General features: G+C 67.4%; 20 protein-coding genes. 18 read left to right on the forward strand and 2 right to left on the reverse strand.

Going from position 1 to position 26110, the window contains the following annotated elements; all coding sequences use genetic code 11:
- Nucleotides 1-87 precede the first annotated feature (87 nt).
- Nucleotides 88-1167, forward strand: a complete 1080-nt coding sequence (locus AC1VNX_RS26535) for a purine-nucleoside phosphorylase (RefSeq protein WP_483160577.1) — start codon at nt 88-90, stop codon at nt 1165-1167.
- An 18-nt stretch (nt 1168-1185) separates the two neighbouring features.
- Here AC1VNX_RS26535 and AC1VNX_RS26540 read toward each other — a convergent pair whose 3' ends face one another.
- The gene (locus AC1VNX_RS26540; RefSeq protein WP_483160578.1) at nt 1186-5166 is read right to left on the reverse strand and encodes an autotransporter outer membrane beta-barrel domain-containing protein; all 3981 of its coding nucleotides are present in this window, start codon (nt 5164-5166) and stop codon (nt 1186-1188) included.
- Between the two features lie 286 nt (nt 5167-5452).
- Here AC1VNX_RS26540 and AC1VNX_RS26545 point away from each other — a divergent pair, with 286 nt between their 5' ends.
- The 11 genes from AC1VNX_RS26545 (at nt 5453) to accD (ending at nt 18602) form a co-directional block, all read left to right on the forward strand.
- On the forward strand, nt 5453-6397 hold the full coding sequence (locus tag AC1VNX_RS26545) for a LysR substrate-binding domain-containing protein (RefSeq protein ID WP_483160579.1): 945 nt from the start codon (nt 5453-5455) through the stop codon (nt 6395-6397).
- A gap of 62 nt (nt 6398-6459) precedes the next feature.
- Nucleotides 6460-7881: a 3-isopropylmalate dehydratase large subunit gene (leuC, locus tag AC1VNX_RS26550; protein ID WP_483160580.1), complete on the forward strand. Its 1422-nt coding sequence runs from the start codon at nt 6460-6462 to the stop codon at nt 7879-7881.
- Between the two features lie 24 nt (nt 7882-7905).
- Nucleotides 7906-8562, forward strand: coding sequence for a 3-isopropylmalate dehydratase small subunit (leuD, locus tag AC1VNX_RS26555; RefSeq protein ID WP_301512271.1), 657 nt, complete (start codon nt 7906-7908; stop codon nt 8560-8562).
- A 48-nt stretch (nt 8563-8610) separates the two neighbouring features.
- Nucleotides 8611-9699 carry a 3-isopropylmalate dehydrogenase gene (gene leuB / locus AC1VNX_RS26560; RefSeq protein WP_483160581.1) on the forward strand — a complete coding sequence of 363 codons (1089 nt, stop codon included), beginning with the start codon at nt 8611-8613 and terminating at the stop codon, nt 9697-9699.
- 89 nt (nt 9700-9788) lie between these two features.
- The gene (asd, locus tag AC1VNX_RS26565) at nt 9789-10931 is read left to right on the forward strand and encodes an aspartate-semialdehyde dehydrogenase (protein ID WP_126022670.1); all 1143 of its coding nucleotides are present in this window, start codon (nt 9789-9791) and stop codon (nt 10929-10931) included.
- Nucleotides 10932-11098: 167 nt separating this feature from the next.
- On the forward strand, nt 11099-13948 hold the full coding sequence (locus tag AC1VNX_RS26570) for a FimV/HubP family polar landmark protein (protein WP_483160582.1): 2850 nt from the start codon (nt 11099-11101) through the stop codon (nt 13946-13948).
- Nucleotides 13949-13989: 41 nt separating this feature from the next.
- Entirely contained in the window at nt 13990-14802 is an 813-nt protein-coding gene (gene truA, locus AC1VNX_RS26575) for a tRNA pseudouridine(38-40) synthase TruA (protein ID WP_483160583.1), read from the forward strand.
- Complete coding sequence (locus tag AC1VNX_RS26580; protein WP_483160584.1) at nt 14799-15500, forward strand: phosphoribosylanthranilate isomerase; 702 nt, start codon at nt 14799-14801, stop codon at nt 15498-15500. Before truA ends, AC1VNX_RS26580 begins: the two co-directional genes overlap by 4 nt.
- Nucleotides 15501-15548: 48 nt before the next feature.
- Entirely contained in the window at nt 15549-16859 is a 1311-nt protein-coding gene (trpB, locus tag AC1VNX_RS26585; RefSeq protein ID WP_483160585.1) for a tryptophan synthase subunit beta, read from the forward strand.
- On the forward strand, nt 16859-17704 hold the full coding sequence (trpA, locus tag AC1VNX_RS26590; RefSeq protein ID WP_483160586.1) for a tryptophan synthase subunit alpha: 846 nt from the start codon (nt 16859-16861) through the stop codon (nt 17702-17704). The genes trpB and trpA overlap by 1 nt, the downstream gene beginning before the upstream one ends.
- Nucleotides 17705-17729: 25 nt before the next feature.
- Nucleotides 17730-18602 carry an acetyl-CoA carboxylase, carboxyltransferase subunit beta gene (gene accD, locus AC1VNX_RS26595; protein ID WP_019654097.1) on the forward strand — a complete coding sequence of 291 codons (873 nt, stop codon included), beginning with the start codon at nt 17730-17732 and terminating at the stop codon, nt 18600-18602.
- A gap of 78 nt (nt 18603-18680) precedes the next feature.
- Here accD and AC1VNX_RS26600 read toward each other — a convergent pair whose 3' ends face one another.
- Complete coding sequence (locus AC1VNX_RS26600; RefSeq protein WP_301507874.1) at nt 18681-19241, reverse strand: YggT family protein; 561 nt, start codon at nt 19239-19241, stop codon at nt 18681-18683.
- A 49-nt stretch (nt 19242-19290) separates the two neighbouring features.
- On the opposite strand from AC1VNX_RS26600, the gene AC1VNX_RS26605 reads away from it, so the two are divergent.
- The 6 genes from AC1VNX_RS26605 to AC1VNX_RS26630 all read left to right on the forward strand — a co-directional run bounded on the left by AC1VNX_RS26605 (nt 19291) and on the right by AC1VNX_RS26630 (nt 26103).
- A complete protein-coding gene (locus AC1VNX_RS26605) occupies nt 19291-19935 on the forward strand; it encodes an LON peptidase substrate-binding domain-containing protein (RefSeq protein ID WP_483160587.1) in 645 nt (214 codons plus the stop codon).
- Nucleotides 19936-20059: 124 nt separating this feature from the next.
- A complete protein-coding gene (lysS, locus tag AC1VNX_RS26610; protein ID WP_483160588.1) occupies nt 20060-21607 on the forward strand; it encodes a lysine--tRNA ligase in 1548 nt (515 codons plus the stop codon).
- 2 nt (nt 21608-21609) lie between these two features.
- On the forward strand, nt 21610-22881 hold the full coding sequence (locus AC1VNX_RS26615; protein WP_483160589.1) for an Hsp70 family protein: 1272 nt from the start codon (nt 21610-21612) through the stop codon (nt 22879-22881).
- A gap of 13 nt (nt 22882-22894) precedes the next feature.
- Nucleotides 22895-23428: a YgjP-like metallopeptidase domain-containing protein gene (locus AC1VNX_RS26620; protein WP_483160590.1), complete on the forward strand. Its 534-nt coding sequence runs from the start codon at nt 22895-22897 to the stop codon at nt 23426-23428.
- 71 nt (nt 23429-23499) lie between these two features.
- Nucleotides 23500-24126, forward strand: a complete 627-nt coding sequence (locus AC1VNX_RS26625) for a hypothetical protein (RefSeq protein WP_483160591.1) — start codon at nt 23500-23502, stop codon at nt 24124-24126.
- A gap of 30 nt (nt 24127-24156) precedes the next feature.
- Nucleotides 24157-26103 (forward strand): glycosyltransferase, encoded by a 1947-nt coding sequence (locus tag AC1VNX_RS26630; protein WP_483160592.1) that lies wholly within the window; start codon nt 24157-24159, stop codon nt 26101-26103.
- Nucleotides 26104-26110 lie beyond the last annotated feature (7 nt).

Raw genomic sequence — 26110 nt, forward strand, 5'->3', positions numbered from 1 at the left:
GAAATGAAAGCTGCCTTCGGGCAGCTTTTTTTAGGCCTGTAAATTGCGGTCTCCTTCTTGTTGTTCGACGAAAAAAGGAGAAAGCAGATGGCAGCTTCCAGGCGCGTAGCCAGTTTGTATTCAAGGGCGGCATGCATTGCCCTCGCCGCGGCAGCCCTCTTCGGCTGCGCGAGCGACCCGAACCGGTCCACCGCACCGTCGGCGCCGTCCGGCGGGCAGCAGCAGATCCCCGTGAAGGTGCTCATCATCAGCATGTTCAAGCCCGAGGCGCAGGTCTGGCACGAGCCGCTGAAGCTGACCCGGGAAATCAAGGTGCCGGGCCTGTCCGCCGACGATCCGCTGGTGCGCTGCAACGCCGACTCGGTCTGCCAGGTCACCACCGGCATGGGCCACACCAATGCGGCCGCATCGATCGCCGCGCTGGTGTTCAGCGGCAAGTTCGATCTTTCGAAGACCTACTTCCTCGTGGCCGGCATCGCGGGCGTCGACCCCAACGTCTCGACCATCGGCTCCGCCACCTGGGCCCGCTACCTGGTCGACTTCAGCATCGCCCACGAGATCGACGCGCGCGAGATGCCGCCGACCTGGCGCACCGGCTACTTCGGCATCGGCGCCAAGGACCCGGACAGCAAGCCCAAGTTCGAATACCGCACCGAAGTCTTCCGCCTCGACGAGAAGCTGCTGCAGAAGGCCCTGAAGCTCTCCGCCAACGCGGCACTGGCGGACAACGACAACGCCCGCGCCTACCGCGCCAGGTATCCGCAGCAGACAGCCAGGGCCCGTCCCTCGGTCCTGCAGTGCGACACCGCTGCCGGAGACACCTACTGGCACGGCAAGTACCTTGGCGAGACGGCCGCGCGCTGGGTCTCGCTCGTGACCGATGGGCAGGGCAAGTACTGCACCACCCAGCAGGAAGACAACGCCACCTACGAGGCCTTGAAGCGCGGCAGCGCCGCCGGGCTGCTCGACCTGCGGCGCGTGGCGGTGCTTCGTACCGCATCGAACTTCGACCGGCCCCATCCCGGGCAGACCGCTTACGCCTCGCTGAGCGCCGAGTCGGGCGGATTCCCGATCTCCACCGGCAACCTGCTGATCGCAGGCCGTCCGCTGGTCGATGCGATCGTGGGCAACTGGGCGGCGTGGAGCGCCGGGGTTCCGGCGGACTGAGAGCCGCCGCCCTTCACTTCACCACTTCACGCGCACGCCGATCGAGCCGTTTACCGAACTCTTGACCCTGGCGTTGCCTCCGCTCGACCAGAGCTTGCCGATTTCGCCGTACAGGCTCGTCGACTCGCCCAGCGCCAGCGTGAAGCCGCCAGCGAGCTCGGTGCTGGTGCCGCCGGTGGGCGCCGCGATGTCGGTGGTGGTCGCCCCGTTCACGAAGCGCGCGATGTCCGCGCCGCTGGAAGTCCGGTAGACGTTGAAGCGGCCGTAGGGCTGGAGCGCGCCGATGCCGGTGTCGATCCGGCCCTTGAGCCGCACGCCCGCGCGGGCGATCCAGCCGCTGTCGGCCTGCGGCTGGACGACCGCGCCGACGATGGCGGAGTTGTTCAGGTCCATGTGCTGGTGAATCAGCTGCAGCTGCGGCTCGATGCTCCAGCCGCTGCCGCCCAGCGCGAAGGTCTGCCCCACCTCGATGGAGCCCAGCAGGCTGTTGCCCTTGCCGCTCGTGCCCTGGCTCAGCAGCGGCTCGACCGTGTAGCGGTGGCGGCCCGACTGCACCACCACGTCGGCATAGAAACCGCTGTCATTGCTGTAGGTGCCGTATACGCCCAGGTACTGGCTGCGCAGGTCGTTGCGGCCCACGGCCAGGTTCTGGATGCCGCTGGCAAAGCCCCTCACGCTGGCATCGCCATCGAGCTGGCCGACGTAGAGGCCCGCGCGCCAGTCCGGCATGGCCAGCAGGTCGGTGCCGGCCTGGAAGCCGGTGAGGCGCCCCTTGCTGCCCGGGGCGACCGCGCCGCCCTGCTGGATGTCGATGTCGGTGGAGAGCACGCGAGCCCAGGCGCGGCGGTTCGAGGCACCCGGTGTGGCCGCGCCGCCCTTCACGTCGTCGTCGCCCACGCGCTTGCGCAGGTCGCCCAGCATCGCGAGGTTGCCCTGGCGCAGCTGGCTCGGCAGCGCGCCATAGAGAGACGCTTCGGCGCGGTAGGTGACGATCGGCACGGGCGCGCCGGTCGCTCCGATGGCGCTCGAGCGCAGGTACCAGTTCTCGCCAGCGCCATTGGCGTCGGCGGCGTACAGGCGGTATTCGTAGGCGCCGGCATCCACATGGCCGTTGGTCAGGCTGAAGGCGTCCTTGGTGGTCTGCGCGGTCGTGGTGGCGCCGTTCTGCGCCGTGACCACCTCGATGCCGCTGCCGCTGGTGAGCGCACCCAGGCCGCCGAGGTTGGCTATCTGCACAGTGGTCTTGCCGCTGGCCGTGCCGCCGTCGATCACCAGGCGATCCGAAGGTCCGGTGCCGTTGAGCGCGGTTCCCAGCCGGAGCACGCCGCCGTTGCCGACGTAGGCGCCCGTCACCGTCAGCGTGGTGCCCGCTGTCGTGCCTGCGAGCGAGACGGTGCCGCTGTTGGCGAGCGAGGCCACGGTCTGGCTGAAGCCCGCGAGGTCCAGCGTGGCACCCGAGGCCACGCTGTGGGCGGAAGCCGCGCTGAAGGTGTTGGCCGCGCCCGCCTTGAGCGTGCCCTGCGCGACGTTGGTGGCGCCCGTGTAGTTGTTGGCGCCCGACAGCGTCAGCGTGCCCGTGCCCTGCTTCGTGATGAAGCCGCCGCCGCTGATCGCGCCGCTCAGGGTCGCGTTGAAGGCGCCGGTGTCGATGACCGGATCGGTGCTGCCAGTGAGCTGGATCGCGTTGGCGATCGTCAGCCCGTCGGCGCTGAAGCCCAGGGTGGTGTCGTCGTCCATCGACAGCGTGCCGGTGCCCAGCGCCTGGCTGTTGCCGAGGTTCAGGCGCCCCTGGCGCAGCGAGGTGCCGCCGGTGTAGGTGTTCGCGCCCAAAAGCGTGAGCGTGCCGGTGCCCACCTTCACCAGCGAGCCGCCGGCGCCCGAGATCACGCCCGAGACTTCGGTGCTGGCGTTCAGCCCGCCCGTGGTCAGCGCCTTGGCGCCGAGGATCACGTCACCCGCGCCGGACAGCGAACCGATGGAGATTCCCGCGGCGGTCAGCGAGCGGATGCGCAGGCGCCCGCCCGCGTTGTTGACCACCGTGGCCTGGCCGGCGCTCGCGCGGTCGAAGATGTCGATCAGGCCGCCGCTTTCGTTGACGAAGGTCGCCTGGCCCGCGCTGGCGTCGTCCAGCAGGTTGATCTGGCCGCCCGAGAAGTTGGTGATGCGCGCGTTGCCGGCCGTCGCGTTGGACCAGATGTTGGTCAGCCCGCCATGGTTCTCGATGACGGCGTTGCCCGCGGAGGCGTTGTCGCGAAACTCGGCCGCCGCACCGTTGTTCATGACGAGACGGGCATTGCCTGCCGAGGTGGTGTCGCCGAAGCGGACGAAGCCCGCATTGCCGACGGCGCCGCGCTCGGCGGCGGTGATGGTCAGCCCGCTCGCATCCGTGGTGCCGCTGAAGAGCAGCGAGGCATTGGCCGCCACCGAGACAGGGCCGCTGCCCAGCGCGCCTGTGGCGGCTGCATTGAGGCTGCCCGCCTCCACGGCCGTCCCGCCGACGTAGTTGTTGGCCGCACCGAGCACCAGCGTGCCGGCGCCGGTCTTGCGCAGGCTGCCCGGACCGGAGAGCGTGCCGTTGAGGGTCAACGTGCGCACCAGGTCGACTTCGAAGGTCGCACCGCCCGCTCCGAGGGTGATGGCGCGCGTGCCGGTGGTCGTGCCGGTGGAGCGCAAGGTGCCGGCGTCGAGCGTGAGCCTGCCGGAGGAATTGCCGAGCGCGCCGTCGTCGGCAATGGCGAGCGTGCCGCCAAGCACCGTCCAGGGCGTCAGTTCGGCGGTGGTGCCGGTCAGCGTCCAGGTGTTGGCGCCGATCTTCTCGTAGCGCTCGAAGCCGCGGTAGGTCGCTGCGCCGAGCGAGGTGGTGCCGTCGGTCGCCGCGCCCGCCAGGCGCAGCACGTTGCCGGTGCCGAATGCCGACAGGGTCCCGTCGATCACCGAACCGTTCTGCAGCTCGACCGAGTTGTCGCTGCCGGTGACGCGCACCGCGTCGCCGCGCGTGACGCCGTCACCGCCCATGCCACCTGTCAGGGTGCCGCTGTTGACGATGCTGTTCGCATTGCCGCGGATGCGCAGGCCTGCGCCTCCGATGCCGTTGGCGGCGCTGCTTCCGCCGGCACCACCCGCGCCTCCCACCAGTGCCCCGGTATTGAGCATCGAGTTGCCGCTGGACTCCAGCGCCAGGCCGGCGCCGCCCTCGCCGCCGCCGCCCACCATGCCGCCGATGGTCGCCACGCCGCCATTCCCGCCGTTCCCGCCAATGGCCGTGCCGGTGTTGGTGACGGTGGCGCTGCCGCCTTGCAGCACGATGCCGTCTCCGCCGCCGCCGCCACCGCCGGCCCATTGGCCGATGCCGCCGTTGCCGCCATTACCGCCGACGATGGCCAGGCCCGAGTTATTGACTACCACCGCATTGGCGGCGACACCCTGAAGGCCCGCGCCACCACCACCGCCGCCGCCGGCCAGTCGCCCGCTTCCACCATCGCCGCCACCGCCCCCCACGAGCGTGGTTGCGCCCGTCACGGTGATGGAGGTGCCGGAGGTGTACACGGCGGCACCACCGCCACCGCCGCCGCCTGCGCCATAGGTCGGATCGGGGTCGGGAATGCCGCCGCTTCCCGGCGATCCTCCGACGGAGGCAGTAACGCCGGACGCGCCCACCGCCCCTCCGATCCCGCCGGCACCAGCCGCGCCGTTGCCGCCGGCTCCGCCACTGCCTCCCGACGGAGACGATCCGTTGCTGGTGGGGTACATGCCGATGTTGCCGCCGCCGCCGCCAGTGCCATTTCCAGCACCGCCCCGGCCGCCAGTACCCCCGCCCGCGACGAATGCAGTACCGCCACTGGCCTGCGCCCAGGCGGCCGCCGGAAGGCCAGCCAGGGCCAGCAGGCACACGGCCGCGGTGACCGAAGAAGCTTGCCGCCCGCGCCGATGCGACACCTCCGAAACGGCCACCCAGGTTCCCAGTGCAGCGTTCCATACGCTGCGATAAATCGTGTTCATGCCCCCGCCTCAGTAATGAATTGCAACCAAAATAGGCCGAAATGTAACCAAACATCCAAAAGCGGGGCGAGGGTATCGTTTTCGTCCGCGCGTAGAAATCACCGGAACAGGTGATAGCCAAATCACTGACACGGCAACGTTGCAGGTCGATTCCGAGGCGTCCATCCCGGTCCACGCGTTGCCCGTCGCCACTTGGCACCAAGGCCATCTCGCATCACGATGCCTGACACATGAAAACGGGGAGAAAATGGCCGCCTCATCGCCGAATGCGATGCCCGCAACCCCCATGAGCACGTCAGAACGCAACTTCGCCCGCCGCATCGACCTCACGTCGCTGCAGCTGTTCGTCGCCGTGTGCGAGCTGGGCAGCATCGGCCGCGCGGCGGAGCGCGAGTTCATCGCGGCCTCGGCCATCAGCAAGCGGCTGTCGGACCTCGAGGCCACGCTCGGCACCACCCTGCTCTACCGCCATGCGCGCGGCGTCGACCTCACGCCCGCCGGCGAAAGCCTGCTGCACCACGCCCGCTCGGTGCTCTACAGCCTGGAGAAGATGCAGGGCGAGCTCAGCGAATATGCCGACGGAGTGCGCGGCCATGTGCGGGTGCACGCCAACATCTCGGCGATCGTGCAGTTCCTGCCGGAAGACCTGGGCGTGTTCACTCGCGCCCACGAAGCCATCAAGATCGACCTCGAAGAGCACCTCAGCAGCGAAGTGATCCGCGCAGTGCAGGAAGGCGCGGCCGACCTCGGCGTGTGCCACGTGGCCGGCGGCGCGGGCGAGCTTCAGAGCCTGCCGTACCGGCATGACCGGTTGGCGCTGATCGTGCCCACGGGGCATGCGCTGGCGGCGCAGGGCGCTATCGACTTCGTGGATTCGCTCGACTTCGACCACGTCGGCCTGCACACCAACAGCTCGATCTACGTCGCGATGCACGAGGCCGCGCTCGACGCCGGCCGCAGCATCAAGCTGCGCATCCACGTGACGGGCCTCGACGCCATGTGCCGGATGATCGAGAACGGCCTGGGCATCGGCGTGATGCCGCAGCGCGCCTTCGAACTCATGCGCAACGGCATCGGCCACGGCCTGGTGAGCGTGGCGCTCAACGACGCCTGGGCGGCACGCGAGATCCGGCTGGTGGCGCGCGACTTCTCCACCCTGCCGGTGGCGGCGCGCTCGCTGGTGAATCACCTGCACGCGGCTGCGGACGCCGCAGAACAGATCGCGGCCTGAACCTCGAATTCACGCCCGCAACGACAGACAATCCATTTCCCCACGAAAGACAAGAGACCGACATGGCACGCACGCTCTACGACAAGATCTGGGACGAACACGTCGTCCATACCGAGGAAGACGGCACCGCGATCCTCTACATCGACCGCCACCTGGTGCATGAAGTGACCAGCCCCCAGGCCTTCGAAGGCCTGCGCGAAGCGGGCCGCAAGCTGTGGCGCATCAGCTCGGTCGTGGCCACCGCCGACCACAACACGCCCACCACCGGCTGGGAGCGTGGCTACGAAGGCATTGCCGATCCGACCAGCAAGGAACAGGTCACCACGCTCGACCACAACATCGCCGAATTCGGCGCGGCGGCGTTCTTCCCTTTCCTGAGCAAGCGCCAGGGCATCGTGCACGTGATCGGCCCCGAGTCGGGCGCGACGCTGCCGGGCATGACTGTCGTCTGCGGCGACTCGCACACCTCCACGCACGGCGCCTTCGGCGCGCTGGCGCACGGCATCGGCACCAGCGAGGTCGAGCACGTCATGGCCACGCAGACGCTGCTGGGCAAGAAGGCGAAGAACATGCTCGTGAAGGTCGAAGGCAAGCTGCCTCTGGGCTGCACGGCCAAGGACATCGTGCTGGCCATCATCGGCAAGATCGGCACGGCGGGCGGTACGGGCTACACCATCGAATTCGCCGGCTCGGCCATTCGCGACCTGAGCATGGAAGGCCGCATGACGGTGTGCAACATGGCCATCGAGGCCGGCGCGCGCGCCGGGCTGGTGGCGGTCGACGAGAAGACCATCAGCTACGTGAAGGGCCGCCCGCTCGCGCCCACCGGCGTCGAATGGGACCAGGCCGTGACCTACTGGCGCACGCTGCAGTCCGACCCGGGCGCGAAGTTCGATGCGGTGGTGGAGCTCGACGCCATGCAGATCCAGCCGCAGGTGACCTGGGGCACCTCGCCTGAGATGGTGGTCGAGATCAACGGCCGCGTGCCCGACCCCGACAAGGAAAAAGACGCCAACAAGCGCGGCGCCATCGAGCGCGCGCTGGTCTACATGGGCCTGGAGCCGAACAAGGCCATGAACGACATCTTCATCGACAAGGTGTTCATCGGCTCTTGCACCAACAGCCGCATCGAAGACATGCGCGAAGCCGCCGCCGTGGTGAAGAAGCTGGGCCAGAAGGTCGCGAAGAACGTGAAGCTCGCGATGGTCGTGCCCGGCTCGGGCGTGGTGAAGGAACAGGCCGAGCGCGAAGGGCTCGACCAGATCTTCAAGGCCGCCGGCTTCGAATGGCGCGAGCCCGGCTGCTCGATGTGCCTGGCGATGAACGCCGACCGTCTGGAGCCCGGCGAGCGCTGCGCCTCCACCAGCAACCGCAACTTCGAAGGCCGCCAGGGCGCGGGCGGGCGCACCCACCTCGTGAGCCCGGCCATGGCCGCCGCTGCCGCCGTGCACGGCCATTTCGTCGACGTGCGCACTTTTGCCTGATCTGGCCTGACCTGGAGACATCACATGCAGAAATTCACCGTGCACAAGGGCCTCGTGGCTCCCATGGACCGCGAGAACGTCGACACCGACGCGATCATTCCCAAACAGTTCCTCAAGTCGATCAAGAAGACCGGCTTCGGCGTGAACCTGTTCGACGAGTGGCGCTACCTCGACCCGGGCCTGCCCGGCCAGGATCCGGCCAGCCGCAAGCCGAACCCCGACTTCGTGCTGAACAAGCCGCGCTACGCGGGCGCGTCGATCCTGCTGGCGCGCCAGAACTTCGGCTGCGGCTCGTCGCGCGAACATGCGCCGTGGGCGCTCGACCAGTACGGCTTCCGCGCGATCATCGCGCCGAGCTACGCCGACATCTTCTTCAACAACAGCTTCAAGAACGGCCTGCTGCCGATCGTGCTGCCCGAGTCGCAGGTGGCGCAGCTCTTCGACGAGACCTTCGCCTTCCCCGGCTACACGCTGACCATCGACCTGGAGCGCCAGGTGGTCGTGAAGCCCGACGGCCAGGAGTTCGCGTTCGACGTGCAGGCCTTCCGCAAGTACTGCCTGCTCAATGGACTGGACGACATCGGCCTCACCCTGCGCCACAAGGACAAGATCAAGGCCTTCGAGGCCGAGCGCCTGGCGCAGAAGCCGTGGCTTGCGCATACGATGCTCGCCAACAGCTGAGTCGCCTGAGACCGCTCGCTCCCATTCATTCCTTCAACAGACGACAAAATGAAAATCGCAGTTCTCCCGGGTGACGGCATCGGCACCGAAATCGTGGCGGAAGCCGTCAAGGTGCTCGACGTGCTCGACCTGAAGTTCGAGATGGAATCGGCACTGGTCGGCGGCGCGGCCTACGAGGCGCACGGCCATCCGCTGCCCGAATCGACGCTCAAGCTCGCGAAGGAAGCCGACGCGGTGCTCTTCGGCGCCGTCGGCGACTGGAAGTACGACAAGCTCGACCGCCCGATGCGGCCAGAGCAGGCCATCCTGGGGCTGCGCAAGAACCTGGGCCTGTTCGCCAACTTCCGCCCCGCCATCTGCTACGAGGAGCTGGTGGGCGCCTCGAGCCTGAAGCCCGAACTGATCGCGGGCCTCGACATCCTCATCATCCGCGAGCTGACCGGCGACATCTACTTCGGCCAGCCGCGCGGCCGCCGCATCGCGACGGACGGGCACTTCCCGGGCGCCGAAGAGGCGTTCGACACGATGCGCTACTCGCGCCCCGAGATCGAACGCATCGCCCGCGTGGCCTTCGAGGCCGCCCGCAAGCGCAGCAAGCGCGTGACCAGCGTCGACAAGAACAACGTGCTGGAAACCTCGCAGCTGTGGAAAGACGTGATGCTCGACATCGCGAAGGAATATCCGGACGTCGAACTCGACCACATGCTGGTCGACAACGCGGCCATGCAGCTCGTGAAGGCGCCCAAGAAATTCGACGTGGTGGTCACCGGCAACATGTTCGGCGACATCCTCTCGGACGAGGCCGCGATGCTCACCGGCTCCATCGGCATGCTGCCCTCGGCATCGCTCAATTCGAGCAACCAGGGCCTGTACGAGCCCAGCCACGGCAGCGCGCCCGACATTGCTGGCAAAGGGGTTGCCAATCCTTTGGCTACAATCCTGTCCGCTGCCATGATGCTCCGCTTCTCCCTCAACCAGCCCGAAGCTGCCGACCGTATCGAGTCGGCGGTCAAGGCCGTGCTCGCCTCCGGGCTGCGTACGGGCGACATCTGGTCTGAAGGCACCAAGCGCGTCGGCACCCGCGAGATGGGCGACGCGGTCGTTGCAGCAATCACCAAAAAGACGATTACCGGCTAACCGCAGCCCGCTTCGTCACGCCCCTCCCCGGCTCGACGAGTCGGGCGCAAAAAAGACAACTTTTCTTTTTTTCATAAGGGCAAACTGAAATGGCGAACGCATCTCAACCTCTGGTCGGCCTCGTGGGCTGGCGCGGCATGGTCGGCTCGGTCCTGATGGACCGCATGCAGGCCGAAGGCGACTTCGGTCTCATCGAGCCGGTCTTCTTCTCGACCTCCAACGCCGGCGGCAAGGCCCCGGCGATGGCCAAGAACGAAACCGCGCTGAAGGATGCGAACGACATCGAGGCACTGAAGAAGTGCGACATCGTCATCACCTGCCAGGGCGGCGACTACACCAGCGAGGTGTTCCCCAAGCTGCGCGCCGCCGGCTGGAACGGACACTGGATCGACGCCGCCTCCACGCTGCGCATGAAGGACGACGCGATCATCGTGCTCGACCCCGTCAACCTGCCGGTGATCGAGAACGCGCTCGCCAAGGGCGGCAAGAACTGGATCGGCGGCAATTGCACCGTGAGCTGCATGCTCATGGGCGTCGGCGCCCTCTACAAGGCCGGCCTGGTCGAGTGGATGACCAGCATGACCTATCAGGCGGCCTCGGGCGGCGGCGCGCAGCACATGCGCGAGCTGCTGACGCAGTTCGGCACCCTCAACGCCGAAGTGCGCGCGCTGCTGGACGACCCGAAGTCGGCCATCCTCGAAATCGACCGCAAGGTGCTGCACAAGCAGCAGACCCTCAGCGCCGCCGAGACGGCCAACTTCGGCGCGCCGCTGGGCGGCTCGCTGATCCCCTGGATCGACAAGGACCTGGGCGACGGCATGTCCAAGGAAGAATGGAAGGGCGGCGCCGAGACCAACAAGATCCTCGGCCAGGGCGCGGGCTTCGGCACCGCCGCCGTGCCGGTCGACGGCTTCTGCGTTCGCATCGGTGCGATGCGCTGCCACAGCCAAGCCCTGACCTTCAAGCTCAAGAAGGACGTGCCGGTGGCCGACATCGAGGCGATGATCGCCGCCGACAACCCCTGGGCCAAGGTCGTGCCGAACACGCGCGAAGCCACGGTGAAGGACCTGACGCCGGTGGCCGTGACGGGCACCATGAACATCCCGGTCGGCCGCATCCGCAAGCTGGCGATGGGCCCGGAGTACGTGGGCGCCTTCACCATCGGCGACCAGCTGCTGTGGGGTGCCGCAGAACCGCTGCGCCGCATGCTGCGCATCCTGCTCGAAGCCTGATGAGGGCTGCTCAGGCTTTTGAAACACGAATTGTTGCCACGAAGCAACGCAAGATGTGTGCGTAAGTATGCGCGCACTGGGTAGAACAAGCGCATTGCCTTGTCAGTGCCCGGTGATGATGCTAACGTCCTCTTACAAATTCCGGGCCTGAGCCGCCCCCTATCAGCATGACAAGACATCTGTTGCCTGCGGCCAGCCCATCGGCCGCTCGCCCGCCTCTGCCGTCGAACGGTTGGCGCCTTTCCATTCTTGGCGCGGCGGCAGCCGTGGCCATGGGCATCGCCAGCGTCGACGCCAGCGCCTTCACGCTGGGGCAGCTGAAGGTGCAGTCGGCCCTCGGCGAACCCTTGCGTGCCGAGATCGACGTCACCGAGATCGCGGCCAACGAGGCGGACGGCCTGAAAATCAACATCGCCACGGCCGAGGCATTCAAGAACGCCGGGGTGCCGTACAACTCGGCACTCAGCGACGTCAAGGCGACGCTGCAGCGCCGAGCCGGCGGCCAATACGTGGTGCGCCTGAGCGGCAGCCGCCCGCTGAACGACCCGTTCATCGACCTGCTGCTCGAAGCCAACGGCGCATCCGGCCGCATCGTGCGCGACTACACCGTGCTGCTCGATCCGCCGGCCGCGCGCCAGCCCGCTGCCAGTACGCAGGCCACGCCCATTTCCCCCCAGATCAGCGCTCCCGTCGAGCGTGCAGCCCCTGCGGCACGCGCGCGCCGCGAACGTCCGCCCGTGGTGGCCGCTGCACCTTCCGCGGCGCCCGCGCCTGCAGCAGCGGCTCCCGCCGCGGCAGCTCCGGCGCCTGCCACCTCGGCTGCGCCGGCTCGTAGCGGCGGCGGTGGCGAACAGGTCACGGTGCAGCGCGGCGACACCGCCGGCAAGATCGCCGCCACCTACAAGCCTGCCGACGTCTCGCTCGACCAGATGCTGGTCGCGCTGCTGATGGCCAACCCCGACGCCTTCGTCGGCGGCAACGTCAACCGCATGCGCGCAGGCGCCGTGCTCGACCTGCCGAGCGCAGCCGAAGCAACCGCCGTCCCGCCGGCCGAAGCCCGCCGCACGGTCACGGCACAAAGCCGCGACTTCGGCGCCTACCGCCAGCGCCTGGCCGACAACGCGCCCACTACGAACGTGGCCGCCGCGGGCCGCAAGGCTTCGGGCAAGGTTCAGGCCAATGTCGAGGACCGCAATGCAGCGGCCAGCTCGCCCGACAAGCTCACGATCTCTCAAGGCAATGCCGCCACCCGCGCTGCCGACGAGAAGGTCGCGCAGAACCGCCAGGCACAGGACAGCAGCAACCGCGTCGCGGAACTGTCGAAGAACATCAACGAGCTGAACAAGCTCAAGGCGGCGACCGGCACCGGTTCAGCCGCCGCAGCAGCACCAGCCGCCGCTGCACCGGCACCGGCGACGCCGGGCATTCCGGTTCCAGCCCCCAACACCAGCGCCACGGTTGCGCCTCCGGTTGCCAGCCCCGCGCCTGCTCCGGTCGCCGCAGCGCCGGTCGCAGCTCCCGCACCGGCACCCGCTGCAGCGCCAGCGGCCGCCCCAAGCCCCGCACCTACGCCAGAAGCCACGACTCAGGCCGCAGCACCTGCTGCCCCGGCCGCCGCTCCAGCTGAAGCAGCACCGGCCGCCACGCCGCCAGTGGCAGCCGATGGCACCGCGACTCCCGCAACGGCAGCCGCGAGCGCAGCTGTGGCCGCCGCGCCGAAGCCGGCCGTGAAGAAGCCGGCTCCGCCGCCCCCGCCGCCGGAACCCACCTTCTTCGAAGAGCTGATGGACAACCCGCTGATGCTGGCGGGCGCCGCGCTGATCGCGCTGCTGATCGGCTTCCTGCTGTATCGCGTGCTGGGCCGCCGTCGCGAGGAAATGAGCGAAAGCGTGTTCCTCGAAAGCCGCATTCCGAAGGATTCGTTCTTCGGTGCCAGCGGTGGCGAATCGGTGGACACCAAGCACCGCGGCGACTCCACCGTCTCGTCGCTGTCGTACTCGCCGAGCCAGCTCGATGCGGGCGACGTCGACCCGGTCGCCGAAGCCGACGTGTACCTGGCCTACGGCCGCGACCTGCAGGCCGAGGAAATCCTGCGCGAGGCGCTGCGCCTGAACCCGGACCGCACCGCCATCCACCTGAAGCTGCTCGAAATCCACGCCAAGCGCCGCGACGTCCGTGCCTACGAAAGCCTCGCCACCGAAGTCCACAAGCTGACGAACGGCCTGGGCTCCGACTGGAACCGCGTGGTCGACATGGGCAAGGACCTCGATCCGGGCAACCCGCTGTACGAATCGGGCTCCCCGCGCAGCGGCGGCAGCGGCGGAGCCAGCGCCGCCGAAACGGCAGCCTTCGCAGGCGCCCTGGCGGCTGCAGCCAAGCCGGCAACGCCCGCACCGGTGGTGTCTCCTCCGGTGGCAGTGGCGCCGCCCGCTTTCGTGCCCTCGGTCGCACCGCTGGACTTCGATCTCGACCTGACCACCCCGCCGGCACCCGCTCCCGCCCCGGCCGCCCAGCAGCACGCACCGGTGGGCGCCAGCCTGCCGAAGTCGGCCTACGCACCCGCTCCGACGACGGCACGCCCCGCGCCGCCCCTGTCGAACGGCCATGCCCCGACGACGCCGGTCGACCTCGAGAACGACTTCGACACCGCCCCTGGCGCGCTGTCGGCCGACACGCTGCCCGGTTCGCTGAACCTGAGCGACGCCGACAACACCCGCCCCGCCATGCTGCGCAATGCGCTGCCGGCCGACTCGGGCTTCATCGAGTTCGACATGAGCGCGCTGGCTGGCCTGCCGGCCTCCCGCCCGGTCGAAACCGCCAAGCCCGCATCGGCTCCCGCCGCCGCGCACAACGACGAAGGCGACGACAGCCCGCACGCCGTCAAGCTGTCGCTGGCCCGTGAGCTGCAAGCCATCGGTGACGTCGAAGGCGCCCGCTCGCTGGTCGAGGAAGTCGAAGCCGAAAGTGCTGGCGACCTCAAGTCGCAAGCCCGTCAACTGCTCGCGGAACTGCGCTGATCGGGCTTCGCCGGCCCGCTCTTCTTCGGTCCCCTGAATTCGTGAGGCTGGCGCTCGGCATCCGGTACAACGGCCAGGCGTACGACGGCTGGCAGAGCCAGCCCTCGGGCCGCACCGTGCAGGACAAGCTCGAAGCGGCTCTCACGAAGTTCGCCGCGCAGCCCATCAGGACGCTGTGCGCCGGGCGCACCGACTCGGGCGTCCATGCGCTGATGCAGGTGGTGCATTTCGACACCCCCGTTCAGCGCGAACCCTTCTCCTGGATGCGCGGCACCAACCGCTTCCTGCCCGACGACATTGCGGTGCAGTGGGCGCACCCGGTGCCTGACGAGTTCCACTGCCGCGCCAGTGCTCTTGCCCGTCGCTATGTCTACGTGCTTTCGCAATCCCCTGTGCGGCCCAGCCTCGACACCGGCCGGGTCGGCTGGTCGATGCATCCGCTAGATGGCGACGCGATGCGCGCGGCAGCGGCACTGCTCGTCGGCCAGCACGATTTCAGCTCGTTCCGCGCCTCGGCCTGCCAGGCACGCTCGCCGGTCAAAGACCTGCGGCGCATCGAGATCACGCGCGTCGGCGACGGTGAACGCTGCCGCTGGCACTTCGAGTTCGAGGCCGATGCATTCCTGCACCACATGATCCGCAACCTGATGGGTTGCCTCGTGCGCGTCGGCCGCGGCGATGAACGGCCGGAATGGATCTCGCAAGTGCTCGAGGCACGCAGCCGCGACGCGGCGGCCCCCACCTTCTCCGCCGACGGCCTGTATTTCATGGGTCCGTTGTACGACGCCAAGTGGGGTCTGCCGGCCGAGGCCACGCTGCAGGCCGGCGGGGCTCCGTATGATGGCCCGCCATGAGCGCGCCTTCCCTGCCCCGAACCCGCATCAAGATCTGCGGCCTGACCCGTGAGGCCGATGTCGACGCGGCAATCGAAGCCGGCGCAGACGCCATCGGCTTCGTCCTGTACCCGAAGAGCCCTCGCGCAGTGACGCTCGACCGTGCCGCCGAACTGGCCTCGCGCCTGCCTCCGTTCATCACACCCGTTCTGCTGTTCGTGAACGAGGACGCTCCCAAAGTCATAGCATCGCTCGCCCAAGTGAAGGGCTCCATCGCGCAGTTCCACGGCGAAGAGACGCCCCAGCAGTGCGAGGAAGCCACCGGTCCGGGCCGCTTCCGCTACATGCGCGCCGCCCGTATTCCGCTGGGGGCTGCCGGGGCCGGCTTCGACCTCGTAAAATACGCGTCCGATTACTCCCACGCCCAGGCCATCCTGCTCGACGCGCACGTCGAAGGTTATGGCGGTGGCGGCAAGGCATTCGATTGGTCACTTCTTCCACCCGCCGTCGACGCTCACCTCGTCTTGAGTGGTGGGCTCACACCTGCAAACGTGAGCGATGGCATTCACAGCCTGCGGACGCGCTGCAAGACGCTGTCCGTTGATGTGAGCTCGGGCGTCGAAATCGACGGCCCCGGGAACAAGGGCCTCAAGGACGCCGGAAAGATCCGGCAATTCGTCGCAGCCGTCAGGGCTGCCGACGCGTCCTTTTCAAGTTAGCCGTCGCAGCCGATCGTTCGTCGGGCTGCGGCCCACCGATCGAGAACCATGCAAAGCCAATTTCAGGACTACCAGCAACCCGACGCCACCGGCCACTTCGGCAACTACGGCGGCACCTTCGCGAGCGAAACGCTCACCCACGCGATCAACGAACTGCGCGATGCGTATGCGAAGTTCAAGGACGATCCGGCCTTCCTCGCGGAATTCCACTACGAGCTGAAGCACTTCGTCGGCCGCCCCTCGCCGATCTACCACGCGGCGCGCACCAGCCGCGAAATGGGCGGCGCGCAGATCTACCTGAAGCGCGAAGACCTGAATCACACCGGCGCGCACAAGATCAACAACGTGATCGGCCAGGCGATGCTCGCCCGGCGCATGGGCAAGCCCCGCGTCATCGCCGAGACCGGCGCCGGCCAGCACGGCGTGGCCACCGCCACCATCTGCGCGCGCTACGGCCTCGAATGCGTGGTCTACATGGGCAGCCAGGACGTGAAGCGCCAGAGCCCCAACGTCTACCGCATGAACCTGCTCGGCGCCACCGTGGTGCCCGTCGAATCCGGCAGCAAGACGCTGAAGGACGCACTCAACGAGGCCATGCGCGACTGGGTCACCAACGTGGAAAACACCTTCTACATCATCGGCACCGTCGCCGGCCCGCACCCCTATCCGACCATGGTGCGCGACTTCCAGAGCGTGATCGGCACGGAATGCATCGAGCAGATGCCGGCCATGCTGGCGGCACAGCACGGCACCGACGCAAGCGTCGGGGGCATCACCGGCGAGGCCGAGGGCAGGCAACCCGACGTGGTCGTCGCCTGCGTGGGCGGCGGCAGCAACGCGATGGGCATCTTCCATCCCTACATCCCGTTCGCCGGCACGCGCCTGATCGGCGTGGAGGCGGCGGGCGAAGGGCTCGACAGCGGCAAGCACTCGGCCTCCATCCTGCGCGGCAGCCCCGGCGTGCTGCACGGCAACCGCACCTACCTGCTGCAGAACGACGACGGCCAGATCACCGAGACCCACAGCATCAGCGCGGGCCTCGACTACCCGGGCGTGGGCCCCGAACACGCCTACCTGGCGGACATCGGCCGTGCCGAGTACGTCGGCGTCACCGACAAGGAAGCGCTCGACGCCTTCCACTACCTGTGCCGCACGGAAGGCATCATCCCCGCGCTCGAATCCAGCCACGCCGTGGCCCACGCGCTGAAGCTCGCGAAGACCATGCGCCCCGACCAATCCATCCTGGTGAACCTCTCAGGCCGCGGCGACAAGGACATCGGCACGGTGGCCGACCTGTCGGGCGTCGATTTCTACGACCGCCCCTCGATGCGCGGTCTGAGCGTGAAGGGAGGCAAGTGATGAGCCGCATTGCAGCCACCTTCGAGGCCCTGAAGAAGCAAGGCCGCCGCGCCCTCGTGCCGTACGTGACCGCGGGCTTTCCCTTCGCCGACATTACGCCCGAACTGATGCACGGCATGGTCAAAGCCGGTGCCGACGTGATCGAACTCGGCGTGCCCTTCTCCGATCCGATGGCCGACGGCCCCGTGATCCAGAAGGCCGGCGAAGCCGCGCTGGCGCTGGGCGTGGGCATGAAGCAGGTGCTCGCCATCGTCGCCGACTTCCGCAAGACCGACACGACCACCCCGGTGGTGCTGATGGGCTACGCCAACCCGGTCGAGCGCTACGACCTGGTGCACGGCAAGAAGTCCTTCATCCGCGACGCGGCCGCGGCCGGCGTCGACGGCCTGCTGGTCGTCGACTACCCGCCCGAGGAATGCGAAGCCTTTGCCGCCGAGCTGAAGGCCGCCGGCATCGACCTGATCTTCCTGCTCGCCCCCACCAGCACCGACGAGCGCATGGCCCAGGTCGCGCGCATCGCCAGCGGCTATGTCTACTACGTGTCGCTCAAGGGCGTGACGGGCGCCGGCCACCTCGACGCCGAAGCTGTCGGCCAGATGATTCCGCGCATCCGCCAGCACGTGGGCATTCCGGTCGGCGTGGGCTTCGGCATCCGCGACGCGCGCACCGCACAGGCGGTCGGATCGGCCGCCGACGCGGTCATCATCGGCACCAGGATCATTCAACTCATCGAAGACCAGCCCCGCGACAAGGTCGTGCCGGCCGTGCGTGAATTCCTCGCGGGCATCCGCGAGGCGCTCGACGCCCTGCCCGCCGCGACGGCCAAGAACGCGGCTGGTCGATAATCACCGCCAACACAAGGAGCCCCTTATGAGCTGGCTTGAAAAACTGCTACCCGCCAAGATCGCGCAAACCGACCCGTCCGAGCGCCGCCAGGTGCCCGAGGGCCTGTGGATCAAGTGCCCCGCCTGCGAGACCGTTCTGTACAAGACCGACCTCGAGCACAACCAGAACGTCTGCCCCAGCTGCAGCCACCACCACCGCATCGGCGCCCGCGCGCGGCTCGACGCCTTCCTCGACGCCGAGGGCCGCTACGAAGTCGGCCAGGAAGTGCTGCCGGTCGATGCCCTGAAGTTCAAGGACAGCCGCAAGTACCCCGAGCGCCTGAAGGAAGCCCTGGAAAACACCGGCGAAACCGATGCGCTGGTGGTCATGGGCGGCTCGGTGCACAGCATCAGCGTGGTCGTGGCCTGCTTCGAGTTCGAGTTCATGGGCGGCTCCATGGGCAGCGTGGTCGGCGAGCGCTTCGTGCGCGGCGTCGAGACCGCCATCGAGCAGAAGGTGCCCTTCATCTGCTTCACCGCCACCGGCGGCGCGCGCATGCAGGAAGGCCTGCTCTCGCTGATGCAGATGGCCAAGACCAACGCCGCGCTCACGCGCCTCGCGAAGAAGGGCCTGCCCTACATCAGCGTGCTGACCGACCCGACCATGGGAGGCGTGTCGGCCGGCTTCGCCTTCGTGGGCGACGTGGTCATTGCCGAGCCCAAGGCGCTGATCGGCTTCGCCGGCCCGCGCGTGATCGAATCGACCGTGCGCGTGACGCTGCCCGAAGGCTTCCAGCGCGCCGAGTTCCTGCAGACCAAGGGCGCCATCGACTTCATCAGCGACCGCCGCGAGCTGCGCAAGACGATCGCCAACACGCTGGCGATGCTGCTGCGGCAGCCGGCCGATGCGGTGAGCTGAGCGAAGAAGCTCTGAAGCAATAACAAAAGGGCGCGGATGCCGATGCATCCGGGCCCTTTTGCTTTGGAATTCAGGTGCTCAGAAGGTCAGCTGGTAAGCAAACACCAGCAGGTTGCCCAGCACGATCGCGATCACCTGCAGCACGACGATCGCGGCCAGCGGCGAAAGGTCGACCCCGCCGATCAGCGGAATGAAGCGGCGAAAGGGCCGCACCAGCGGCTCGGCCAAGCGGGAGATCAGGTCGAGCAGCATCGGCGAAGCACCCGGAATCCACGACAGCACCGCGTAGACCACCAGCAGCGCCGTCAGGCCCGAGATGGCCAGCTGCATCAGCCCCACCAGCGACACCAGCGGCAGCGTCGCGATGCGCCCCAGGTTGCCGACCAGCAGCCACAGCAGCAGGAACTTCAGCATCACCAGCAGCCATGCGGCGATCAGGCTTGCCAGGTCCCAGCGCTTCACGGAAGGCACGATGCGCCGCAGCGGCAGCACGATCCAGTCGGTGATCGCGAACACGAAGCGCCCGAGCGGGTTGCCGAAAGGCACGCGGTGGTACTGCATGTACAGGCGCAGCAGGCAGGCGCCGCCGAGCAGACCGACGATCACGTCGAGAAGGAACGAGGGAATCTGGTAGAGCATGAGACGCGGCCGTGAGGGGAATGCGATGATAGCCACGCAAGGCTCTTCGATGACGACACAACCCCTTTTGCATTCACTGCCATTGTTTCCGCTCGGTACGGTGCTCTTTCCCGGCGGTCTTCTTCCATTGCGCATCTTCGAGGTGCGCTACCTCGACATGATCGGCAAGTGCCGCAAGGCCGACGCGCCCTTCGGCGTGGTGAGCCTCACCAGCGGCAGCGAGGTGCGCAAGGCCGGTGCCGACGCCGAGAGCTTCGCCGCCATCGGCACGCTGGCCATGATCCGCGAGTTCGAGTCTCCTCAAAGCGGCCTGCTGCAAATCGAATGCGTGGGCACTCAGCGCTTTCGCGTCCGCAGCAACGAACTGCAGAAGCACGGCCTCTGGGTCGCCGAGGTCGAGGCGGTGAACGACGACGTCGCGCTCGAGATTCCCGACGACCTCCTGCACACGTCCACAGCGTTGCAGCGTCTTGTAGGCACGCTCGAAGAGCGGCGCCGCGCGCAAGGCGGATCGGTGCGCCTGCCCATCGCCGAGCCCTATCGCTTCGACGATTGCGGCTGGGTGGCCAACCGCTGGTGCGAACTGGTGCCGATGCAGCTCGAGCTGCGCCAGCGGCTGATGGAGCTCGACAGCCCGCTGATGCGGCTGGAGCTGGTCAGCGATCTGCTCGCACGCACCGGTATCACTGAATAGGCCGCTCTACTTTTCATAGCGCATGGCGCAGGATTGACGGGCGCTCTGGGCAGGTTTTCTTCAAACCCGATCGGCTAAAATGCCGGGCCCGCGCACGCTCCCGGTTGCGCGCCATCCGCCTCCCATGTCCGATCAAAAGAACCCCTCGCCTCCTTCCGCCCCCGCCGACGAAAACCAGCTCATCGCAGAACGCCGCGAAAAGCTCACGCAGCTGCGCGCAGTGCAGGCCGAGGGCAAAGGCGTTGCGTTCCCGAACGACTTCAAGCCCGGCCATCGCGCCGCGGCGCTCGTCGAGGCCCATGCAGCCACCGAGGGCGAAGCCCTCGAAGCGCAAGCCGTTTCGGTGAGCGTGGCCGGCCGGATGATGCTCAAGCGCGTGATGGGCAAGGCCAGCTTCGCCACGCTGCAGGACGCCACCGACCGCATCCAGCTCTACGTGACGCGCGATGCCGTCGGCGAAGACGTGTACGCCGACTTCAAGCGCTGGGACCTGGGCGACATCCTCGGTGCCGAGGGCACGTTGATGAAGACCAAGACGGGCGAGCTCTCGATCAAGGTCACCAAGCTGCGCCTGCTCACCAAGAGCCTGCGCCCGCTGCCGGACAAGTTCCACGGCATGGCCGACCAGGAGCAGAAGTACCGCCAGCGCTACGTCGACCTGATCACCGACGAGTCCGCCCGCAAGCGCTTCACCGCGCGCAGCAAGGCGGTGAGCGCGCTGCGCGAGTTCATGGTGTCCAACGACTTCCTCGAAGTCGAGACGCCCATGCTCCACCCGATTCCGGGCGGCGCCAACGCCAAGCCCTTCAAGACGCACCACAACGCGCTCGACCAAGAGATGTTCCTGCGCATCGCGCCCGAGCTGTACCTCAAGCGCCTGATCGTCGGCGGCTTCGAGCGCGTGTTCGAAATCAACCGGAGCTACCGCAACGAGGGCATCTCGGTGCGGCACAACCCCGAGTTCACGATGATGGAGTTCTACGCGGCCTACTGGAACTACCGCGACCTGATGGACTTCACCGAGACGCTGATCCGCACCATCGCCGACAAGGCCGTGGGCACGCAGCAGCTCACCTATCAGGGCAAGCCGGTCGACCTGACGCAGCCCTTCGAGCGGCTGACGATCCGCGAGGCGATCCTCAAGTACACCGACGCCGAAGGCGTGGCGCAGGGTGTCGACGACAGCGCCTGGCTCATCGCCGCCCTGCGCAAGCTCGGCATGAGCGAGGAGAAGGACAAGCTCTCGCAGCGCAGCCTCGCCAGCCTGCAGGTGCTGTACTTCGAGGAAACCGTCGAAGAAAAGCTCTGGCAGCCGACCTTCATCATGGAGCACCCGACCGAGATCTCGCCGCTGGCGCGCGCCAACGACGAGCGCCCCGAGGTCACGGAGCGCTTCGAGCTGTACATCACCGGCCGCGAGTTCGGCAACGGCTTCAGCGAGCTGAACGACGCCGAGGACCAGGCCGCGCGCTTCAACGCACAGGTGGCCGCCAAGGACAGCGGCGACGACGAAGCCATGTACTACGACCACGACTTCGTGCGCGCGCTCGAATACGGCATGCCGCCCACCGGCGGCTGCGGCATCGGCATCGACCGGCTGATGATGCTGCTGACCGACTCGCCGAGCATCCGCGACGTGATCCTGTTCCCGGCGCTGCGCAGGGAATCTTGAGCGTGTCTTCACCGTCGTCGCTGCCGACGATCGGCATCGACTTCGGCACATCCAACTCCGCCGTGGCATGCCGGGTCGGCGGAGAAGCCCGCCTTCTGCCCATCGAAGGCGCGGCCACCACCCTGCCCACCGCGATCTTCTTCAACGCCGAAGACCGCACGACCCATTTCGGCCGCGACGCCATCGGCCAGTACCTCTCGGGCACCGAGGGCCGGCTGATGCGCTCGCTCAAGAGCCTGCTCGGCAGTGCGCTGATGCAGGAGAAGACGGCGATCTACGACGGCCTCGTGAGCTTCGAGGACATCATCGCGCGCTTCCTGCGCGAGCTGGCCACGCGCGCCAGCCGCGAACTCGGCCAGATGCCCGAGCGCGTGGTGATCGGGCGCCCCGTGCATTTCGTGGACGACGACTCCAAGCGCGACGAGCGCGCGGAAGAAAGCCTGCGCGTCGCGGCGCGCGCAGCGGGCTTCCGGGAAATCTCGTTCCAGCTCGAGCCCATCGCGGCCGCCTTCGACTACGAGCAGCGGATCACCAAGGAGTCGATCGTGCTGATCGTCGACATCGGCGGCGGCACCTCCGACTTCACCGTCGTGCGCGTCGGCCCCGAGCGCGCCGCGCGCGAGGACCGCAGCGACGACGTGCTGGCCACCAGCGGCGTTCACATCGGCGGCACCGATTTCGACCAGCGGCTGAACCTCGAGCGCGTGATGCCGCAGTTCGGCTTTCGCCATCACGGCCCGCAGGGACGCGAGGTGCCGAGCAAGGTGTTCTTCGAACTGTCGTCCTGGCACCTGATCAACTGGCTCTACGCCGCCAAGGCGCTGCGGCAGGCCAAGGACTTGCGCACCAGCTACGCGGACACGCGCCTGCACGACCGGCTGATGACCGTGCTCGAGGAGCGGCACGGCCACCGCATCGCGAGCGCGGTGGAAGCGGCCAAGATCGACGTGTCGCTAAGCGATGCCCCGACCGCCATCGACCTAGATTGCGCCGAGCGCGGCCTTGCGGCCTCCCTCACGCCGGACGACATGGCCCGGCAACTGGCCACGCCGCTGGAAAGCGTGATCGCCTGCGCCCACGCCTGCGTCAAGCGCGCGGGCCTGCGCAGCAACGACCTTGACGCAATCTACCTCACCGGTGGCTCCTCCGCGCTGCGCCCGTTCCAGCACGCCCTGCGCAGGAGCTTCGCGGGCGTGAACCTGGTCGAAGGCGATCTCTTCGGCGGCGTCGCCACCGGGCTGGCCTGCGCGGCCAGCACGCAGCGCCGGGCCTGAACTCGGTCATTCCATGAAGTACCTGGCGGGCTACCCGGCACCCTTGCTGGAGCAGGTCCGCCAGCTCATCGCCGAAGACAAGCTCGGCGCCCTCCTCGGCCAGCGCTACCCGGGCGGCGTGCACGACATCCAGACCGACCGGGCGCTCTATGGGTACGTGAGCGAGCTCAAGAGCGAGTTCATGCGCAAGGCCGAGCCGCTGTCGAAGGTGATGTTCGACAACAAGCTGCACGTGATCCGCAACGCGCTGGGCACCCACACCACCGTGTCGCGTGTGCAGGGCGGCAAGCTCAAGGCCAAGAGGGAAATCCGGGTGGCCAGCCTCTTCAAGGAGGTTCCGCTGGCGTGGCTGAGGATGATTGTTGTGCACGAGTTGGCACATATGAAGGAGCGTGAGCATGACAAGGCGTTTTATGCGCTGTGCATGCACATGGAGCCGGACTATCATCGCCTCGAGTTCGATCTCCGGCTGTACCTGGAGCACTTGGGCATGGGAGGAAAACGCTTGTGGACAAATGCCGCAGCCTCCGCATCCGGCGAGGGATGACTTCGCGCAGCGGGTGTTCCATTACTCTCTGAGAGCTTCAGCCGCAACGCCAATCCAACGCAGCCAGGCTCATGTCACATCCCCAACAACGATTCTTCGTCGCCGGCGTGAAGCAGTTCCTGCCGTCCTACTTCACCGGGCGGTCGGTGATCGAGATCGGCAGCCTCAATCTCAACGGTTCGGTCCGCGAGTTCTTCCAGGACTGCAACTATCTGGGCCTCGACGTAGGTGAAGGCCCGGACGTCGACCTCGTCTGCCACGGCGAAAACCATGGCGGCACCGCGAACGGCACGGACGTCATCGTCTCGTGCGAGGCCATGGAGCACAACCCGCAGTGGAAGAAGACCTGGCTCAACATGCTGCGCCTGGTGAAGGAAGACGGCCTCGTCGTCATGACCTGCGCCACACAGGGCCGACGCCAGCACGGCACCGTGGAGTTCAACCCTTCCGATTCGCCACTGACCATCGGCAAGAGCCAGAACTACTACCGCAACCTCGCAGCCTCGGATTTCACGGACCTGCTGCAACACGACGCCTGGTTCTCGGTCTGGGGCTTCTTCGAAGACCGCAGCAGCCATGACCTGTACTTCTTCGGCGTAGGCAAGGAGGCCGATGAAGAAACCCGCGCACAGGCACAGCAGCTGCATGCCGCGCTGAAGGACCACTACCACAAGGTCAACGTACTGGGCCATTACTGAAGCGAACGGACATCCCCCGCGCGCCGCCCCATGACGACACTGCCCCGGCTCAACTTCACATCGCTGTCCTCGCACGAGACCTGCGGCGACATCGTCGAAGCCTTCAGGCTGGCGGCGGAACGCCTCGGCTACCCGACCCGCTTCACCCACTGCTACATCGAACCGGGTGAAATCAACATCCTGTTCTTCTTCTGGGATGTGCCGTGGGAACACATCGAGCAGCACCATCCCGATTGCATCGTCGTCAACTTCGAGCCGATGGTGCACGGCACCCATGCGTGGAACGATCGCTATCTCGAGGTCCTCAAGCGCTGCTATCTCTGGGAATACAGCAAGACGAACTTCCAGCGGCATCGCCAGCTCGGCTACCGCAACGCGGACTATGTCGCGCTCGGCTGGGAGCCCGACGCCGCAGAAATCATGCCGCTGGAAGACATCCTGCCCGACGAGCAGCAGGACATCGACGTCGTCTTCTTCGGCTCGCTGACTCGCCGACGCATCGACATCCTCGAAGGGCTGATGGCGCGCGGGCTGCGGGTCGAAGTCAACCGGGGGCGCGCCTGGACGCTGGAAGAGCGCAACAGCTTCATGCGCCGCGCGAAGATCGTGCTCAACCTCCACAACTGGGAAGAGTCGCGCATCGTCGAGGTGCCGCGGCTGTCGATCCTGCTGCGGCACCGCAAGGCGGTGGTCTGCGAGCTGTATCCCGACAGCGAGATCGAGGCGTCGATCCGCAAGGCGGTGGTTGGCGCCCCCTACGAGAAGCTCATTGAGACGATTGAGCAGCTTCTTGCCGATGCACCTCGGCGCGCGAGACTCGAGCGCGAAGGCCTGTCGATCTTCACCAGCGCGTTCGCTGCGCCTCTGGTGGGGCCGGCCATCGAGCGCTTCCTGAATTGGCGTGCACAGCAACCCGACCGCTTCGCCGAGCCGGCAACACCACCGCGCGTCACCCTTTGCCTGACAGCCGGGGATTCGCCCGAAAGCCTGGAGCAGAGCCTTCGGACCTGGGCGGCCCAGACTGCGGTGGAAATTCACCTGGTGCTGGTTGGGCAGACAGGCACCGCCGGTCTTGAGGCCATCCTGGCGGGATCGGGCATCGCCAGTTCGCAGCTGGTATCCCTGCCCTTCGCGTTCGACCGCGCCACCGCCCGCAACCTTGCGCTCGCGCACGCTCAAGGCGACTACATCGTCTTCGCCGACGTCGGCGACGTTCCAGCACCGCAACGCCTGCAACGCCAGACCGCGCTGCTCCAGGCTTGTCCCGATATCGACATCGTCGGCTCCTGGTGCGAGACGCAGGAAGGCCCCTTCGAGTTCTCCGAGCGGCATCAGGACATCCTCGTGGAGTTCTTCGGCCCGCGCCCGCTGTTGCTGTCGGCCTGCATGGTGCGCCGCAGCTTCATGGAGCGCAGCGGCGTGCGCCACGACCCCGAGTTCACGGTGCACGACGACTTCCACATGCTTTGCAAGAGCGCAGTCGCCGGTGCGCGCTTTGCAGTGATCCCCGAGCTTCTCCACAAGCCGGCTACGCCGACCAGCTCCGTCGATGCAGCCCGCGCGGCAACGCTCGCCTCGCGGGCGCGCGCGCGGGTTCTGGCCCATCTGCTTCCCCAATCGAGCGTCGAGCATGTGAACGAGATCGCCAAGCTGTACGACCTCTACTGGCCGCCGGTGCTCGACTTCGCGGAGAAGCTGCTGCTGATCCTCGCGCGCGCGAGCTTCAGGCCGGCTGCGGCACCGGCGCTGCAGTTGGTCGAGCAGGAAACGCTGACGCGCGCGCTACGGCACGAGGCCTTGCGGCTGCTTCAGATCTTTTTCAATGCAGGCCTGGCGGACAAGGAATGGCTGGAGCGCCAGTTCACGGTGCCCGAGATCGCCCAGTTCCTCGCACCCGCATCCAGCCAGTTGCCGGTGCGTGTTTTCAGGTTGGCGTCGGCGGTGGCCCCTACCGAGCCGCATGCTGCGAACGGCTAACTGGCCC

This window comes from Variovorax sp. TLI9-5A (genome assembly GCF_056867935.1).